This window comes from Pseudoalteromonas fuliginea (assembly GCF_000690055.1).
Classification (GTDB): domain Bacteria; phylum Pseudomonadota; class Gammaproteobacteria; order Enterobacterales; family Alteromonadaceae; genus Pseudoalteromonas; species Pseudoalteromonas fuliginea.
This window is the reverse complement of sequence record NZ_JJNZ01000030.1, coordinates 90,213-108,162: the sequence shown is the minus strand read 5'-3', so window position 1 is coordinate 108,162 and position 17,950 is coordinate 90,213. Positions and strand designations below refer to the sequence as shown.

Sequence of the window (17,950 nt, the reverse complement as noted above, 5' to 3'; positions counted from 1 at the left end):
GTGTTGCATAGTACGTATTAAGCTTGCGGACAAAAAGCATAGATTTTTAAATTCATTAGTGCCAAAATGGCATCAATAAATTAATTAGGATGTAATAATGGATACGACAAGTCGGCTTTTGATGTTGCTTGAGGTGGTAGAACAAGGCTCCTTTGCCAAAGCGGCTGAAATTCGTAATATTGACCGTTCTGTTATTTCTAAGCAAATTAGTCGCTTAGAAGACGAACTCGGCGTTAGGCTACTTAATCGCACGACTCGCTCATTTTCACTCACTGCTGCAGGCGCAGAAATGATAAAAAAAGCCGCTGAGCTAAGAGAGCTGCTTGGTGAAACAGTGCGCATGGCTGAAAACTACCATTTAGAGCCCCGAGGCGTATTAAAAATCACATCATCAACCTTGATCGGACGCCGTTACTTGCAACCGGTACTGAATAATTTTCAAAAACGCTTTCCTCAGGTTGAGGTAGAACTTCGTTTAGATGATAGGCTCGTTGATATTGTGTCCGAAGGCTTTGATTTAGCATTTAGAGTTGGCGAGCCAAAAGATTCATCGCTTATTGCTCGTAAAATTGCGCGTAACCGACTATTGATTGTCGCAGCACCTGAGTTTATAGAGACTTATGGGATGCCTAAAACAATGGAAGATTTAGCAGATTTGCCCGCAGCAAGCTATGCTAGCAATTCTATAAGGGTTGAAGGAGTCGATTACTACAATAGTAAAGGTGAGCCTTGTGAGCAAAAAATAAAGAGCGTATATCGTGCAAACGATGCGGAAGTACTCCTAATGAAAGCAATTTCAGGCACGGCCTATTTTGTAGCACCCGCATTTATAATTGGCAATGAAATCACCGAAGGTAAATTAATTCCGCTCTTAACGGATATAAAATTGATGGAATACAGTGCTATGTATGCTGTGTACCCACATCGTGACTTACCTGTGCGAACGCGATTGTTTTTTGATGCGGTCCGAGAGTACTTAGGAAAAGATAAACCAATTTGGGAAAATGGCATTCCTAACTTTGAACAAATGTATTAAACCAAGTTGAGTAGAGTTTTCTTCAATACGTTAACCATATACTTTATTGCGCCCAAGGCGTTTTGCTTTATAGAGTTCTTTATCTGCTAAGTTCACAAATTCAAGAAGAGTTTGACCATTTTTGTATTCAGTTACCCCAATACTGATGGTTAAATTAATCACTTTACCGTCAATGTCTATATTAGTGGTTTCAACTATCGATCTTAGTTTTTCTGCAGCGGCAAACGCATCATCAGCGTTTTTGAATGAGCTAAGAAGTGCAAACTCCTCGCCTCCTACTCTAAATACATACCCTTTAGCGAGAGTCACTCTTAACAATGCAGCAATTTCTACGAGTACTTTATCGCCGACATCGTGACCATATTTATCATTCACTTGTTTGAAAAAATCTAAATCTAATAAAAACAAAAAAAGTTGAGATTTATCTTGTAGTTCCACTTCAAAATAATGGCTCATTGAAAGTCGATTGCCTGCTCCTGTTAATGGATCAAGTAATGCTAAGTTTTTTAATCGTTTAGAAGAATGTGCCCTACTCACTTCAAAAATATGTGACACTGCCCATATACTTATGTACGTGAGTGATAAATTTAAGCTTAGATTAAATGTGGTAAAGGGGAGCAATGGCGACTTTTCGAATAAGATAATACTTTGCAGACTAAGTAAGGACGCTGATAAAATTACCCCTGCGTATTTACCAAGCAGAAGATAATACAAAATGGGGAGCGCAAATGACCAAATGAATACACCATTTTTAGGCGTTGCTATGTAAGTTCCAAACACCACTATTAATGTAATAAGCGCGCACATTACAATCGATTGCCAAGCTTGAAGCGCTTGTTTACCTAAGCGAATAAAAGTGTACAAACAATATAAAGAAAAACATATTTCTAAATAACCAAGTGTATAAAAGTTGTTTACTGTTAAATTAAAGGCAGAAAAGATTGCAGATAAGCTGCCAAAGCAGAAGCACATCCACCTAAGTACATTCCATCTCAGAACTTTAGTACTATTAAGAGCTGCGATATCCATTCATAAAACTTAATAATGAAATAAAAATCCAGTTTAACGTGAAAAATAGAGATAACAAGCTTTACAAATATAAAATTCTGAGTATTAGTACTGTTTTTAGTAAGTTAAGTTAGGGCGTGTTGACCTTTGGTGGGTGAATTTGCAGCAGTGTGTTTGGTTTTTAGGGAAGGCAGAGCCTATGTAGTGTGGTTATTCCCCATCAATAGGCGATACCGCAACATAAATACCAAACACGCGCAGCCAGTTGGCTCATCCTAAGAGCGATTTATTCCTTGTTGCATACATAGATGTAACAAGGAAAGTAACGCAGAAACTGTTACCAAATTCGCAAACTTCACGCTGCGATTAAATCGCCCTTCCATAGTAATAAAAAAACACTTTATTGCTGCGGGCTTATTTATACTTAAAAATCAGCTAGCCACCCAACATCGATAAATTAGTCGTAATACCCGTATTACCTTGTTGCAATAAGTGGGATGGCTTTTTAGTTTTAATATAGCGCGATAACAATGCGATTAACGCTTCGTTTGAATCGCTGTTCATATGCTCTCTTAGAGAGATGCCCTCTTCAGAGAATAAACACAAATGTAAATTACCTAACGAAGACACCCTTAATCTATTGCAGGTACTACAAAAGTCGTTGCTATAGGGCATTATTAAGCCAATATTACCTTGATAATCTGGGTGCGAAAACTCTTGCGCGGGGCCGGCTGAAGCACCTTGAATGATACGTTGCCACCCTTTTTGCAATAACTTGGTTTTTATTGATTCACCTGAGAGATGGTTTGCATCAAAAAAATCTTTATTATCGTTTGTCTGCATCAATTCAATAAAACGAATAGTGACAGGTCGGTGTTTAAGCCAACTTAAAAAGGTGTCTAGCTCTGAGGCGTTATATTGTCTCATCAGTACACTATTTATTTTTACTGACGAAATACCGCTATCAACCGCTGCATCTATACCACGCATCACAGACGCAAATTTATCGTGCCCTGTAATTGAGTTGAACATACGTGGATCAAAGCTATCAATACTCACATTAATGGCACTTAAGCCGGCATTTACCCAATCATTAATGTTTTTTTGTAAAGAAAAACCATTTGTGGTCGCGGCGATTTGACTTATACCAGTTGTGTCTTTTGCTGCGCGGATGACATCTATAAAGTCTTTTCGAAGCGTTGGCTCCCCGCCGGTAATACGTACCTTTTTAATACCATGATGAGCAAATGCTTTAATTGTATTACTTATTTCGTTAAGCGAAAGAAAGTCTCGGTCGTGGTCACATTGATAACCATTTGGTAAACAATAAACACACTTAAAATTACACACGTCGGTAATTGATAAACGTAAGTAACTAAATTCTCGTCCTGCTGGATCGACTAACATAACTAAACCTTGGGTATAACTTAAGTATATTTATTACATGTTAAAGAGGTCGCATTAAAATACAAACCTCTTACACATATACTGCTTTTACTGTTTTATGTTGACAAGCCCTTTTTAAGCTCATCTGGTTTCATAGGTAGGTTTCGTAAACGAACGCCAACCGCATTAAACACGGCATTACCAATCGCGGGGGCGATACCAATAACGCCCGGCTCACCTAAACCAACCGGAAACTCGTCACTTTGTATAAATTCAATATCCATATCCGGTACATCTTTCATTCTAAGTGGTAAGTAAGTATTAAAGTTGGTCGCTGAAACCTGTCCATTTTGATACGTATTTGATTCATGCAACGCAAGGCTCGTTCCCCAAAGTGCAGACCCCTCTAATTGCGCTAACGCGCCATCAGGATGAACTATTAAACCTGCATCAACAACAATATACAGCTTTTTAAGGGTAATTTTTCCATTACCACGATTTACATGCACATGTGCCGCTGTAGCAATCCATGCAGGCATTGTACGTTCTTGCCCTGAGCTCGCTGAAAAGCCGATACCTTCACTTTCACCTAACTTAATATTGGCTACTTTTTCAGATACTTTTGTAAGTACGTTATGCAAGCGTGCTGCCCCGCCGATACTCTCTGGTGCTTTACCTGCTTGCTTGCCTTTTGCATCTAGCATTTCAAGGCGAAAAGCAACAGGATCTTTCCCCTGTTTGTGTGCAACCTCGTCAATGAACGATTCAAGGCTCCACGCAATCCAACCTGGCCCAACCGAGCGTAACCATCCTGGAATGAATGTGCTTTGTACAAGCTCATTATTAATGGCTCTTGCGCGATGGCTGTTCATGCTATACCAATGATCGGCACCCGATGCAGAAAACGCGTCAAACTTGCCTTTTCCATCAACACCTGGGGATAAAAACCCCGGTGCCATTGCTTTGGTTGGCCAACCCGCAGCAAAAGCATGTTCTAAGCCCGTGAAAACGCCGTTTTTATCAAACGATGCTGTCATTTTTGCAACAGAAGCTGAGCGTGATTGGTCAAATAAGCTGTCATCAGCTCGAGTAAATACAAGTTTTACAGGTTTGCCTACTGCTTTAGCTGTAAGGGCTGCGGGTACAGTCCAATCACCAAATAATCTACGACCAAAGCCACCACCTAAATAATAAGGGCGAATAATCACTTTCTCTTGCGCTACTTCAAGTGCTTTAGCTATCGCAGGTAGTGTTAGCGACTGCCATTGATTACCGGTATGGATAATCCAATTTCCATCTTTATACTGAGCAAGGGCATTTAAAGGCTCTAATTGGTAATGGCTAGCGGTCGCTGTGGTATACATTGATTCAAGTAATTCTTTGGCATCGCTTTGCGTTTTCTTAATATTGCCTTCATCAACAAATAAAGTGCCTGAATCGGTTTGCTCACACAAACGTATACCCTCTTTTTGAATATCAGACTCAGTTACGTTTGCTGCGTTACCTTTTTTATACTTAACCTTTAGTACATCAACCGCTTTAATGGCACTGGGGTAGTTATCAGCAAGTACAACAACCCACCCTTCTACCGTATTACTCGGGTCGGTTAAAATCTCATAACCTTTGTACCCTTTAATCGCTTTTGCTGCTGTGTCATCAACACTTATCACTTTGCTGCCAAACCGTGTTGGCGGAATTACTGGACGAGCATAGAGCATCCCCTCAACTTCTACGTCAATACCATACACAGCAGTACCATTGGTTTTAGCTGGTATATCAAGCGCTTTAAAATCTTGTTTAAGCCCTGTTAAATGACGTTTATTGGCAGGTTTTAGTGGTAAAGTAGCAACTTCTTCACTTGTAAAAGTACGATTAAACTCACCTTTTTTAACTAAATCAGTATAACTAACAGATTTATCGCCAGAGATTATATACCCTTTTTCAGCGTGGCATGTATCCACAGCCACACCCAGCATTTTTGCGCCTGCTTCTATTAGCGCAATTCTACCAGCGGCACCTGCTTGGGATAGTGGTTTAAAGCTTTGAAAAACCGACCACGAACCGCCAGTTACCATATAACCCCATTTTTCATGGGTATCTACATACGTAATTGATACTTTTTCCCAATCACATTCCAGCTCATCTGCAACTATACGCGCTAATGCAGTGCCTATATGTTGACCCATTTCAGCCTTTGCAATGCTTACTTCAACGCCACCTTCGGTGTTCATTGTCCACCAAATTGTAGGAGAGAATGCTTGCTGAGCTATTGATTCTTTAGCGCTTAGCGAGCCCGAAAAAAATGCTGGAGCAAACGCCATAACCAAACCTGCGCTTGCAGTACCAATCATGAACGAACGGCGGTTTAAATTAACGGTTTCACTATTTTTTTGAAATAATTTTTTCATTATTAGCTCCAGTTAAGCGTCTTGTGCGTTTGGATCAAAAATATTGACAACACTTTGTGACTCATCAGCCGCTCGTTGAATCGCTGTTTTAATGCGTTTGTATGCCATACAACGGCAATAGTTGCCGTTCATATAGTTGGCTATTTCGTCTTCAGAGGGATTTGGGTTCGTTGCCAGTAATGTAGCTGCTTGCATTATCTGACCCGATTGGCAGTAACCACATTGTGGGACTTGTTCGTCAACCCATGCCTTTTGCAGTGGGTGTTCGTTATTTAATCCTTCGATGGTAGTAATTTTTTTGCCCGCAATAGCGCCTACAGGTAACAAGCACGAACGCGTAGCTTGTCCATCTAAGTGCACAGTACACGCACCACACATCCCAATACCACAACCAAATTTTGTCCCTTTTAGTCCAATTTCATCACGAATAACCCATAACAACGGTGTATCTTCACTCGCGTGTGATTCAATCACCTTGCCATTAATTGTAAACGTCACCATAGCTTGCCCCTTGATTAAGCTTTTATAGCAACTCTTTAAGTTATTCGTATAGCTTAAAGAGTTACTATAACTATTAAAAAATGTAATTACTGACCTTACTCATTACTTTTGTCGTGAAAATACTTTACAGCGTTTTTCTATAAACTCATGGAGTTGCGCTTGAGTGTCTATATCCAAACTCGCACATTTTAAATTAACAGTATTAACTTCTTCATCATTGCAACGCAGTAGATGCTGCGCACCTTTATCTGTAGTTAAGTCGCTAAGCTTCGATAGATCAACGTTAGGAAATATCGCAGGCACGCCTAAACGCTCGCCGTAATTAGCGCACCAACGAGCAGGATGCTTTTTAAAATTTGCAACTAATTCACTCAAATGATCTGTAGTAAGCTCAACCTGATCAGCAAGCATAAATAAAATACCATCTGGCTGCTGATCTTTTAAAATAGCTTTTGTGGCTGTCGCAATAGAATCACCTAAACCTTTATCCCATTGTTTATTTTCAATCAGCTTAATATTTTTATTATTTTCGAGCGTGTTTTTTACTTCTTTATGCCATGCACCCGTGACGACAAATACAGGTGAGCTATCAAGTGCTTGTATAACATCAACCGCACGTTCAATCATCGTTTGGCCTGCGCCAATATCGGCAGTTAACTTACAACCATTGAACCGTGATGACTGCCCCGCCGCTAATATCACCTTAGCGATTAACACTTTTCATTTCCCCAGTTACTCAATGAGGTGGCATTTTTATTTGAAAACACGGCGTGTATTTCGCTAATGAGTGAAAGTGCAATGCTCTCCGGTGAGTCGCCGCCTAGATTTAAGCCTACAGGACCAAATACAGGTGACTTTACTTTCTCTAGCGAAGTATTCGCCTGCGTTAGCACTTGCGCCCGTCTATGTTTAGGGCCAAGTAAACCTATGTATTTAAATGTTATATCAGCGAGTTTGCAAAGCACACTAGCATCAAGCTCAACACTGTGGGCCATTAAAACAGCGGCATCCACTTTGTTTTCTATACAATACTCACGTAATTGATTTGGCTTAGAACGTAAAATAGCATCAGCATTTGTAAAGTACTGCCTTTTAGCATTTGCTGGACGCGTATCCCATACGGTTACACTCCAACCAAGTTGTTTAGCAAGTGTATAAACAGGCACCGCGTCTGCCCCACCTCCTACAATAAGTATATGAGGCGCAGGGTAAATAGAAATATCTAAAAACGTTGCATCATTAATTTCAATCAGTTGAGCTTTTCGATTAATTGATAAACCTTGTTGCTCTGCGTTTAGAGCAAATTCACCACAGCCACTGGGTATAATAGGGGTCACTTGTTGAAGGTAGTGCCCCGCTATATTATCGTTAAGTGCTTTTCTCATATGTTCAAGCTGCAAATACTCGTTAGCCTTATGAATTGGCTGAAGTAAAATATGCACTATACCGCCACATCCAATACCTAACTGAAATGTTAAATCATCTTCATCTGTTGCATCGTAACTTATCGTTTTACTAGTTAACGTGCTCATTACTTGCTTAGCATGTCGCTGTATGTCAGCCTCTAGGCAACCACCAGAGAGCATACCTAAACGCTGCCCTAAACTCGAAATAAGCATCATTGCGCCTAGCTTACGATAACTAGAACCTTCTATTTGATACAAAGTGGCTAAAACCCACTCTTGTTTATCTTTGAGAGGCTCCCAGCTATTTAATATATTTTTTAAATCAGTAACCATACACTTTTACCTTAAAAAATCATCGTGTGTGCCGATGATTACTGCCACTTTACGTGACAATTTTTAGATTCGTTTAAACAACTACAAAAATTGAACAGCAACCTTACTTTGCCGTAACCTTATGTAACACTTTTATAGCAAAGTGATTGATTATTAATGTTTTAGCCCTCAATAATATCATCCAATGTGTCGATTAGCTCATCAAAACGTTCATTTACATTTTCGCGTTGTTTATCACTTAAAGTGGTATTTAACTCATTTAATAAATTTACATATAAACTAAGATTTTCATCATTAATTTTAAGCAGCTCTGGGCTCATATATAATTCACGCTCTTTTATAACCGTGCTTAATTGCTCAATAAACTCAGATTGCGTTAAATTTTCACTTTCAAATACTTGCTTAGCAGCATTTAAACGCTGTTGTTTGTATTCGAGCCACAGCTCACTTGAGTCCTGATGTTTATCGTTGGTCAGTTTAATTAGTATTTTTTGCTCAGCATTAAGTTTTCCGAGCCATTGCTCGTAATATTCTAATTGTTCTTCTAAACGATCTTTTTTACGTGCTATAAATGTTTGCTCGTTAAGTTCATCGCGTTCTTCATCAATTTTTTCTTGAATATTATTTATGAATGTTTTGCGCTGTAAAGGCGTTAAATTTTCACCTAATTCAGCCAAAGGCAAATAAGCGAATTCAAGTAAATTTCGCCAATGTTTTTTTGCAAAAACAACGTGTTCTTTAAGCCGAACGGGTTTTAAACCTTCGTTAAACAAGGTTTTTATATTTTGTATATCTTGTTTGTATGCTGGTAACTGCGTTGACCTATGCCAATGCTGTGTTGTTTCGATAATTTTTTTTAGTTGCTTGTTTTGTTGTTTATTTAAATCAACATAATCATCAACCCAAAACGATGAAAGCCAGCTTAAATTATTATAAGTAAATGAGGCAGAGCAACTGCATAAAAACAACATGCTAATAGCGACGCCTACATGTTTGAATTTTTTCATTTTAGTGTTGTTTAGCATCCCATTCCTTTTTTAACTTATATTGTTATTAAATAAATTCATTTGATAATAATTATCATTTACCATTGACTTGCATTCTATTACAAGTGATAATCGTTCGCATAAACACAGTGTAACGACCTCAGTGCCTAAGGAAGAAGTTACAGCAAGGATGCTGATATTTAATTAAGAAGACTGTGCCGCTTCGTGTTTGCTACTTACTCGACCCAAGTAGTCAGCACTCAAGATCACAATTACTTGCTACATTGCTCATATTAGTGACGGTTGATATGACTCAAAAAAGCCCTAACGGGCTTTTTTTATTTCTTTAAATTTTCTGCAATATCTGTATCTTACACACCACTTATAAATTTACTTCATGCAAAAAAACTCTGTTTTGAGCTATACATTACATATTCAGCCAAACTAGAAGCACTGTATCTTGCGTTTATATAAAAGCTGGCGTAAAACATAACAGTAGACACTTCTTTTTGCACTCACATTTAAACGTTACGACAGTCTATTTAGCGCATTAATTTGTAATAAAATGACGTTTGACTAATACATATTGCAACGATTACTAATTGGAGACATGAATATGTCACAGTTTAATTTAAAAACTTTAATACTTGCTAGCGTGTTGCTTACAAGCCCTTTTGCCCATGCAGGGCTCGAAGATGGCATTAAAGCAGCTAATGAAGGTTACTTTGAAGAAGCCCTGAAAGAGTTTGAATACCTTGCTGATAAAGGTTATGCACCTGGAATATATGAACTCGCGAAGTTATATGAAGGGGGTTACGGTGTAATTCGCGATTACCGTAAAGCCGCTCAACTTTATCAAGAAGGTGTTAAGAAAAACCATGTAGACTCTATGTTTGCATTAGCGGTGTTATATGATGAAGGCAAAGGCGTTAAGTTAGATAAACAAATGGCATTAAACTTATTTGAAAAAGCAGCCAATAAAAATTTACCCGCTGCGCAGTTTAATCTTGGTGTTATGTACGCGAATGGTGATGGCGTTAGCCACGATTTTGAACTTGCAAAAAAATGGTACGAAAAAGCAGCCGCTAATAATTACTCACTAGCGCAATTTAACTTAGCGCTCATGTATTTTGAAGGTTTAGGCATGCCAAAAGACTTAGAAAAGTCATACATTTGGAATACTATTGCTGAATACAACGGTAATATGCAAGCAAGCCATAGCCGAAAGCTCGATGAACGAAAAATGCTACCTAAAGAAGTTGAGGAAGCTAAAGAAAAAGCGGACGCTATTTATACCAAAATTTTAGCTGGTACATATGCAGGTGAAGGCCGATTGTTCTAATCTTTATATTCACTAAAGCTGAACTATTACCATAGTTCAGCTTTTTTCATCTGAAGCCACACCTACTTAATATAAAGCCACTTTAAAAGCTTTATAAGCACGTTACTTTGCTTGAGTAACATACCAACTCGCGGATTAAATGAACCTGAAACTAGCGTGTTTTTAGCATGGCTAAAGGTTAAAAATCCTTCTTTACCATGGTAATGACCCATACCTGAGTGCCCAACACCACCAAATGGTACATCATCTGCTGTAACTTGCACTAGCGTGTCATTAACAGCAACTGTACCGCTGAGTGTTTGCTTAATAATATAGTCTTGAGCAGATTTATCTTGCCCTAAAATATAAAGTGCTAATGGATGGTGATGTTGTTTAATGTAATCAATAGCATCGTCAAGTTTGTTATAACTCATTATTGGTAATATAGGGCCAAATAATTCATCCTGCATGAGCTGCATTTCATCGCTTACCTGTGTAACAATATGCAGCCCCATACGGTGTTTTTCTGCATCTTGCTGGTTTTGCTCAAGCGGTTTTACAATCGTTGCACCGAGTTCTTGTGCTTGCGCTAAATAACCCGTTAAACGCTTGTAATGTGCATCGCTAATAATCGATGTTAAGTTTTTACCTTCAACACCCTCTTTAAAATGCTTTTTATAAAGCTCACATAATTGCTGAATGAGCTGATGCTCAAGTGCTTGTGGTACCAATACATAATCGGGTGCGACACATATTTGCCCAGCGTTAGCCATTTTCCCAAATAGTAACGTTTGCGCTGCTTTTTTAATATCAGCCTGCTCGGTAATAATAACGGGTGACTTCCCCCCAAGTTCAAGTGTTACTGGTGTTAAGTTATGACTCGCTGAGGCCATCACCAATTTACCCACCGCAGTTGAGCCCGTAAACAATAAGTGAGCAAATGGCAACGATGAAAACTCACTTGCAACCTCACTGCCGCCCTGAATTACTTTGCAGTGCTCTTGTATTTCGTCGCTAAATAATTTTTCAAGTACCACATTTGTGTGTGGTGTAAATTCGCTCAGTTTTAACATCACTCTATTACCTGCGGCAATCGCTGTTACAACAGGTACTATGGCTAATTGAATAGGGTAATTCCACGGTGCAATAACACCAACAACCCCTTTAGGCTGATAAGTTACACTGACTTTTGAAGGCCATAAACTTAAACCTACCGCACGATTACTTGGTTTAGACCAGTTAGGCAATTTTTTTATTATATGCGCAATTGTTTGTACTGTAGGCAGAATGTCGCCAAGTAAAGTGTCAAATGCCGTTCGGTAGCCAAAATCTTTTGAAACTGCATCGACTAGCTCTTCTTCAAGTTCAACAATTCGTAATCGGAGATTTTTTAGCAACGTAATACGTTTATTGATTGGTAAATAAGGCGTACTTAGAAAGGCATCTTGTAACCCATCAAACTGTGTGGTTAAAGAAACTGTATTAGAAGTGTCAGTGGTCAAAGTAGGTTACTCAATTTTCAAAGTTACTACAGATAATAACCCTGAACTGTTTTTCGAGCAATCACACTAATTTAGCTATAATAGCCAAACAAGTAAGCATTAAGAGTCGTTTTGCCCAGCACTGAGATGATAGGCAAAACGACTCATATTGAGATAGCTATAAGCTAAGTTTAAGTTTGTTTAAAAATTAAATACTTTTGCTGCAATAGTCATCGTCACTAATGTAATTAAAATTATCGCAATAATATTAAGCATAAACCCTGCTTTTATCATATCTCGTATTTGTATTTTTCCCGAGCCAAAAACAATTGCATTTGGTGGTGTTGCCACTGGCATCATAAACGCACAGCTACATGCAATAGCTGCTGGAATAACCCAAACTAAAGGCGATCCGAAAATACTTTCCGCAACAGGGCCTAAAAGAGGTAAAAAACCAGCGGCAGTAGCCGTGTTACTGGTTATTTCGGTTAAAAATGTAATTAACGCAACAACCACTAATACAGCCATAACCAGAGGTATTGCGCTTGCACCTTCAATTAAATGCGCAATGTATTGTGCTAAGCCAGATGATTTTATTTGCGAAGCGAGTGATAACCCTCCTCCAAATAATAATAGTACTCCCCATGGTACTTTCGATGCACTCACCCAATCTAAAATTCGTTCATCACTGCCTTTATTGGCTGGTAAAACAAATAATAACAATGCAGCCGCTATTGCTATTGCTGTATCTGAAATTTTAAGTCCATAAAAATCAGCGAGTAAAGGTCTAAAAACCCAACAAAGAGCGGCTAATACAAACACATAAAACACCCCTTTTTCAGCACGCTGCAAAGGACCAAGGGTCGTCAGTTCTTTTATAAAAACAGATTTACTGTCGTGTAAATGTTCTGTTTTTTCATCAACCTTGTAGCTGAATTTTGTGAGCCAAACCCAACATACTATCAACATAACAATTGCTAACGGAACACCAACAAGCATCCATTGACCAAACCCTATTTCGATTTGATAGCTTTCTGACAAATAGGCCGCCATTAAGGCATTCGGCGGTGTACCTATTAGTGTTGCAATTCCTCCAATGCTCGCACCATATGCAATAGATAACAAAAGTGCTTTAGCAAATCCATCATCCTCTGAGTTTGATTCGCTCACTAAGTGTATGATTGAAAGTGCAATTGGTAGCATCATTACTGTCGTTGCAGTATTTGACATCCACATAGATAAAAATGCTGTCACCAACATCATGGCTAAAATCTGTAAACTCGGCTTTTTACCCGCATAAAGCATCGTCGTTAACGCGATCCGTTTATGTAGCCCCCAACGTTCCATCGCAATGGAGATCAAAAAACCACCTAAAAATAAAAATATTAAGGGGTGCGCATAAGGCGCTGCGGTACTTTTTATAGGTGCTATATCAGCAATCGGCGATATAACAAGTGGCAATAATGATGTTGCAGGTATTGGCACAACTTCACTAACCCACCACGATGCCATCCAAAAAGCTAACCCTGCGGTTTTAAATGCAAGACCAGACATACCACTAGGAGGGTCTATCAAGCACGTTAATAGCATTACAGCAGGGCCAAGCCATAATATAATTTTTTGCGTTAATGTATTTTTCACTGGCTCGTTTTTTATAATTTTCTGAGTCATAATTTGCCCTTAAAATTTGTACTTGAGACCAAGTGCGACACTATTATCCGCATTTTCTTGGAGATCTAAATCGGTATACAAAAGATACGCTGTGGTTTGCTTGTCAAAGACATAGTCAAGTCCAGTACTCCACTGAATCGCTTTTGACTCTTGACGAATTGCAGAGTCATCTTTAGCAAATTGTAATTTTGGAACCCATTTATCAATTGTATAACTTGCACTTAATACATAACCGTTGCCTGACTTAGTCTCATCAACTGATTCCGAATGTTGGTACAGTGCACCTAGCTGTAATTTCTCAAATTTATACACGCCCACGATTCGGCTAGCTGTAATATTGTTCAAAGAATCAACCCTACTTAATGAGACGTAATAAGGTGTATTATTTAAATTACGGTCACCGTAGATTAGCGTCGCTGCAAACCCTGCTTTGTTATTTTTATTATCGTCTTTTGGAGCATAGGTAAACGAAAACTGAGCATTAGACCAATATTGAGATGTGTATGTAAGCGTATCACCAAGCCGATCTTGCCCAGCAATTACCTGCGCCATATCACCTTGGGTTTCATTGAAGTTATCTAATTTTCCTTCGGAGTATTTAAAGCGCGTATCGTTTCTACCTATAACGATTTCACCAAACGCCCCTTTTAGACCCAAATAAGTATTACGTGCTGTAAAGGGCTCTTCTGTATCATCCTCTTCAAAGCCCTTCACCTGTACTTCGTATTTAAAAACTGCACTTAAGTATTCATTTAATTTATGCTGACCTTTTATACCAATACGAGAAAAAGGCGCTTCAATTTGCGTACCTTCTTTGGCGTAGCGCATAATACCAGTGTCGGTATTTGCGATTTGAACTTCTGCTTTACCGTAAACGGTATAATCAGCGGCTAAAGTAATACTGGGCAATATTGCTAAACTACTCAGGGGTATAAGCAAAGTAGATAGGTGTGTTGTTTTTATCATTGTGCGTCCTAATTATTAGAATCAACTTATTGTCGGCTCTAATAAGGCAAATTTACTGCCAATGATATAAAAACCTTTTTTTTCATAACCTTAAAAAAAATTGCTGTTATTATTTACACAAGCGTGTGCGGTTAACCGCACACTTAGAAATACATGTTGTCACTAAATCCGCACAACTATTCCGTAAACATATCTCGATTGAGATTATATTTACTCATTTTATCGTAAAGTGTTTTACGCGCAATTTGCAGTGTTTCCATGGTATTTTTGATGCTTCCATGATTTTGCTCAAGCGCATATTCAATCAGTGATTGCTCATAAAAAGCCACTTTTTCTGATAAGCTCAAATCAGGAGATAATCCACCAAACTGCTGCGTATTCACCTCGGTAAAGGCAAGTTCGGCGCCAAGTAATACCGCACGTTCGGCTTGGTTTCTGAGCTCTCTTACATTACCAGGCCAATCATAAGCAACTAAGCGCTGTTGTATTTCGCTGTTCAGGGGTGCTGGAGGCTTGTGATAGCGCGTTGCAGCAATGGAACTAAAATGCTTAAACAAAAGTAATATATCGGCTTTGCGATCACGTAATGGCGGGATATTAACTTTAACTAAGCTCAACCTGTAATATAAATCAGCTCTAAATTCCCCTTTCTCCACCAAGGAAAGTAAATCAACTTTTGTCGCAGCTACAATTCTTATATCTAAATCAATGGCTTTATTATCGCCCACTGGTGTCACTTTTCGCTCTTCTAAAACGCGCAGTAATTTAACTTGCAGCGACATTGGGGTACTTTCTATTTCATCTAAAAAGACCGTACCGCCTTGTGCATATTCAAACTTACCTTTACGGCTTTGCGTAGCACCCGTGTATGCTCCACTTGCTGCGCCAAACAGTTCACTTTCTATTAATTGCTCTGGTACAGCCCCACAGTTAATCGCCACAAAGTTACAACTCGAACGAATACTCTGATCATGTAAATAGCGTGCTACGAGCTCTTTTCCTGTGCCGGTTTCGCCTTCAATCATTATATCTGTTGGCGTATCTATTACTGTATTTAATAAATGCATCATATGTTGCATTTTGGGCGTATCCCCCAATATACGTACACCCGGCGCAGATGCTTTTTGCACAACCACTTTTAATGCGCGATTTTCCATAACAAGACTGCGCTTATCACAAGCTCTGGCAATACAATCAAGTAAGTGTTCGTTCAGCGGTTTTTCGAATAAATCGTATGCCCCTAATTGCATCGCTTTTACCGCAATGGACACGTCGGCATAGCCGGTTAAAAATATCACAGGAAGCTCACTGTCAAAGGCTGTGATTTGCTCGAGTAAAGTTAAACCGTTCATTGTGGGCATATTAATATCGCTAAGCACAATTCCATTATACCGTCGGCTAAGCTTACTAAGAGCCGTACTTGCGTCGTTAAAACACTCTACTGTATAACCTTCTAGTGTGAGTAGTTGTTTTAGCGAATCTCTGATCATCGCTTCATCATCAATCACTATAATGTGTTTACACAACAAACTATCAATCATGCTTATCCCCCTGCTTACTTGAAAGACTAATAATAAATTCAGCCCCACCTTGCAATCTATTGTGTGCGCTTAAAGAGCCATTAAATGAATCAATAATCTGTTTTGATATTGATAACCCTAAACCGAGACCTTTGTTATCTTTAGTGCTGTAAAAGGGCTCAAATAAATGACTAAATACATGTTGTTCAATACCCGAACCGGTGTCTAAAATAGAGAATTTAACGCGTTCTTCAAAACACTCCAAATTGAAGGTCAAATTACGTTCAACAGCACCATTCATAGCTTGGCTGGCATTGGTAATTAAATTAACCAGCACTTGTTCAAACTTAAGAGCATCAACCCAGACGATGACTGCTTCATCAAATTGCGGGGGCTGCACCTGCACATTGTCTTGCTTTAACTGCGCGCTAGAAATCATTAATGCATTATTAACAAGCGCAGCAAGCGGGTATGGCCTTAATTGCATCCCTGATGGTTTACTAAAGTGCTTCAGCTGCCCCACAATTTTATGCACTCGCTCGACTAGCCCTTCAATAATAACCAAACTTTGACTTAAGGCTTCGTAATTACCTTTTGCTAATAGCCGCTTAGCACTTGCTAGGTATGTATTAATTGCACTAAGAGGTTGGTTTATTTCATGATTTATACCAGCACTCAGCTGCCCTATAGTAGCCAGTTTAGCTGATTGCACTAAAGCCGTTTGTACCTTTTCAAGCGTTTGGGTACGCTCTATTACTTTTTGCTCAAGACTATGCCTTGAATAAAGTAATTTTTTATATCCAGCAAAACGAGCTAATAAGCTATACCCAATAATAATTATAAAACTGTAGATAATAATAACCCAAAATAAGCGCGATATTTGTGCGCTATCGACCTTTGATACATCGACAAGAATATGCATTGTGGCATTAAGGTTATTGAGTTTCATTGAGGACGAAACATATCGCTGTTTATCAATTTTAAATTGCGTCGTACCTTGGCTCTGAGACTGATGCTGCTTTATGTATATTGGTTGATGATCCAGATAAGAACGGCTAGATTTAATCTCCTGCTTTGCAGTAACTCCGAGCTGAGTAAAGCTATTCAAACGCCACTGTTCAATATCAGACATGGCAATAACGTGATCGGGAAGTTGTAAATAAAAATGGCTCCCTTTCGACGTATTTAGCAACTCTCTATCATTTTCGAACTTACTTACATTAACTTTTAAAACCACTACTCCAATGGCTTTATTATCACTATAAACTGCTTGTGAAAAATATATGCCTCGTTTATTTGAACGTATACCAAGTGCAAAATAGGCCACTTTATCATCCGTAAAAGCACGTTTAAAATAGGGTCTAAAAGCATAGTTACTGCCCAAAAAAGTGTAATCAGTCTGCCAATTACTACTTGCAATAACATCACCTTGCGTATCCAACACAAAGATGTCAGACGCACCGCTGGCTTGCTGAATATCAGCTAGATAATTATTAATTGCGCTATAATGTTGTGGTGATCCTGATACAAAACTTATCATCAACTCATTATAAGTTAATAACTCTGGGATCGCAGAAAAGCGTGCAAGTTCAGTATCAATATAATTATTTAATTGAGTAACTTGGCGTTCAGCCTGAAGGTTTGCTTGCTCAATATCATGAATTCGTCCGAGAAAAAATGATATCAACAAAATAAATATGGGTAATATACAAGTAATAATGATTCTTTTAGAAAGAGAAAACATACTGACCCACAAAATAACCTGATGAATTTAAAGAACCTAGTTTAACGGCTTATTGGCCATAGCGATATAAACTTTTGTTAACAAAAATCAGAGCGAGTAAAAACAAAAAATCACCGCAAACAAAAATATTCACGGTGATTTTTATTATACCAATTCACTTCATTAAATTATCTATTTTGAGGT

General features: G+C 38.6%; 14 protein-coding genes. 2 read left to right on the top strand and 12 right to left on the bottom strand.

Annotation, left to right across the window (positions count from 1 at the left end; genetic code table 11):
* Positions 1-97: 97 nt before the first annotated feature.
* Positions 98-1,036, top strand: coding sequence for a LysR family transcriptional regulator (locus DC53_RS09975; protein WP_007375510.1), 939 nt, complete (start codon positions 98-100; stop codon positions 1,034-1,036).
* Between the two features lie 30 nt (positions 1,037-1,066).
* Here the strand turns inward: DC53_RS09975 and DC53_RS09980 are convergent, their stop codons facing one another.
* The 7 genes from DC53_RS09980 to DC53_RS10010 all read right to left on the bottom strand — a co-directional run bounded on the left by DC53_RS09980 (position 1,067) and on the right by DC53_RS10010 (position 9,103).
* A complete protein-coding gene (locus DC53_RS09980) occupies positions 1,067-2,065 on the bottom strand; it encodes a GGDEF domain-containing protein (protein ID WP_007375511.1) in 999 nt (332 codons plus the stop codon).
* Positions 2,066-2,479: 414 nt separating this feature from the next.
* The gene (moaA, locus tag DC53_RS09985; RefSeq protein ID WP_007375513.1) at positions 2,480-3,451 is read right to left on the bottom strand and encodes a GTP 3',8-cyclase MoaA; all 972 of its coding nucleotides are present in this window, start codon (positions 3,449-3,451) and stop codon (positions 2,480-2,482) included.
* A 95-nt stretch (positions 3,452-3,546) separates the two neighbouring features.
* Positions 3,547-5,838, bottom strand: coding sequence for a xanthine dehydrogenase family protein molybdopterin-binding subunit (locus DC53_RS09990; RefSeq protein ID WP_007375514.1), 2,292 nt, complete (start codon positions 5,836-5,838; stop codon positions 3,547-3,549).
* Positions 5,839-5,850: 12 nt separating this feature from the next.
* Positions 5,851-6,339 (bottom strand): (2Fe-2S)-binding protein, encoded by a 489-nt coding sequence (locus DC53_RS09995; RefSeq protein WP_007375515.1) that lies wholly within the window; start codon positions 6,337-6,339, stop codon positions 5,851-5,853.
* Between the two features lie 102 nt (positions 6,340-6,441).
* Positions 6,442-7,056 (bottom strand): nucleotidyltransferase family protein, encoded by a 615-nt coding sequence (locus DC53_RS10000; protein WP_007375516.1) that lies wholly within the window; start codon positions 7,054-7,056, stop codon positions 6,442-6,444.
* Entirely contained in the window at positions 7,050-8,078 is a 1,029-nt protein-coding gene (locus DC53_RS10005; protein WP_033029858.1) for an XdhC family protein, read from the bottom strand. The genes DC53_RS10000 and DC53_RS10005 overlap by 7 nt, the downstream gene beginning before the upstream one ends.
* 161 nt (positions 8,079-8,239) lie before the next feature.
* Positions 8,240-9,103, bottom strand: coding sequence for a DUF6279 family lipoprotein (locus tag DC53_RS10010; protein ID WP_007375518.1), 864 nt, complete (start codon positions 9,101-9,103; stop codon positions 8,240-8,242).
* Positions 9,104-9,680: 577 nt separating this feature from the next.
* Here DC53_RS10010 and DC53_RS10015 point away from each other — a divergent pair.
* The gene (locus DC53_RS10015; RefSeq protein ID WP_007375520.1) at positions 9,681-10,406 is read left to right on the top strand and encodes a tetratricopeptide repeat protein; all 726 of its coding nucleotides are present in this window, start codon (positions 9,681-9,683) and stop codon (positions 10,404-10,406) included.
* A 62-nt stretch (positions 10,407-10,468) separates the two neighbouring features.
* On the opposite strand, the gene DC53_RS10020 is transcribed toward DC53_RS10015, so the two are convergent.
* The 5 genes from DC53_RS10020 to DC53_RS10040 form a co-directional block, all read right to left on the bottom strand.
* On the bottom strand, positions 10,469-11,887 hold the full coding sequence (locus DC53_RS10020) for a coniferyl aldehyde dehydrogenase (RefSeq protein ID WP_033029856.1): 1,419 nt from the start codon (positions 11,885-11,887) through the stop codon (positions 10,469-10,471).
* 180 nt (positions 11,888-12,067) lie between these two features.
* On the bottom strand, positions 12,068-13,537 hold the full coding sequence (locus DC53_RS10025) for an SLC13 family permease (RefSeq protein WP_033029852.1): 1,470 nt from the start codon (positions 13,535-13,537) through the stop codon (positions 12,068-12,070).
* A gap of 9 nt (positions 13,538-13,546) precedes the next feature.
* Complete coding sequence (locus DC53_RS10030; RefSeq protein WP_007375523.1) at positions 13,547-14,503, bottom strand: porin; 957 nt, start codon at positions 14,501-14,503, stop codon at positions 13,547-13,549.
* A 176-nt stretch (positions 14,504-14,679) separates the two neighbouring features.
* Complete coding sequence (locus tag DC53_RS10035; protein WP_007375524.1) at positions 14,680-16,044, bottom strand: sigma-54-dependent transcriptional regulator; 1,365 nt, start codon at positions 16,042-16,044, stop codon at positions 14,680-14,682.
* Positions 16,037-17,767, bottom strand: a complete 1,731-nt coding sequence (locus DC53_RS10040) for a sensor histidine kinase (RefSeq protein WP_033029849.1) — start codon at positions 17,765-17,767, stop codon at positions 16,037-16,039. The genes DC53_RS10035 and DC53_RS10040 overlap by 8 nt, the downstream gene beginning before the upstream one ends.
* Positions 17,768-17,950: the final 183 nt, after the last annotated feature.

Excerpts from the sequence above, each read along its gene's own strand:
- DC53_RS10010 (WP_007375518.1), bottom strand. The coding sequence starts at position 9,103 with ATGCTAAACAACACTAAAATGAAAAAATTCAAACATGTAGGCGTCGCT.
- moaA (WP_007375513.1), bottom strand. The coding sequence starts at position 3,451 with ATGTTAGTCGATCCAGCAGGACGAGAATTTAGTTACTTACGTTTATCA.
- DC53_RS10035 (WP_007375524.1), bottom strand. The coding sequence starts at position 16,044 with ATGATTGATAGTTTGTTGTGTAAACACATTATAGTGATTGATGATGAA.
- DC53_RS10030 (WP_007375523.1), bottom strand. The coding sequence starts at position 14,503 with ATGATAAAAACAACACACCTATCTACTTTGCTTATACCCCTGAGTAGT.
- DC53_RS09980 (WP_007375511.1), bottom strand. The coding sequence starts at position 2,065 with ATGGATATCGCAGCTCTTAATAGTACTAAAGTTCTGAGATGGAATGTA.
- DC53_RS10040 (WP_033029849.1), bottom strand. The coding sequence starts at position 17,767 with ATGTTTTCTCTTTCTAAAAGAATCATTATTACTTGTATATTACCCATA.
- DC53_RS10025 (WP_033029852.1), bottom strand. The coding sequence starts at position 13,537 with ATGACTCAGAAAATTATAAAAAACGAGCCAGTGAAAAATACATTAACG.
- DC53_RS09975 (WP_007375510.1), top strand. The coding sequence starts at position 98 with ATGGATACGACAAGTCGGCTTTTGATGTTGCTTGAGGTGGTAGAACAA.
- DC53_RS09995 (WP_007375515.1), bottom strand. The coding sequence starts at position 6,339 with ATGGTGACGTTTACAATTAATGGCAAGGTGATTGAATCACACGCGAGT.
- DC53_RS09990 (WP_007375514.1), bottom strand. The coding sequence starts at position 5,838 with ATGAAAAAATTATTTCAAAAAAATAGTGAAACCGTTAATTTAAACCGC.
- DC53_RS10005 (WP_033029858.1), bottom strand. The coding sequence starts at position 8,078 with ATGGTTACTGATTTAAAAAATATATTAAATAGCTGGGAGCCTCTCAAA.
- DC53_RS10015 (WP_007375520.1), top strand. The coding sequence starts at position 9,681 with ATGTCACAGTTTAATTTAAAAACTTTAATACTTGCTAGCGTGTTGCTT.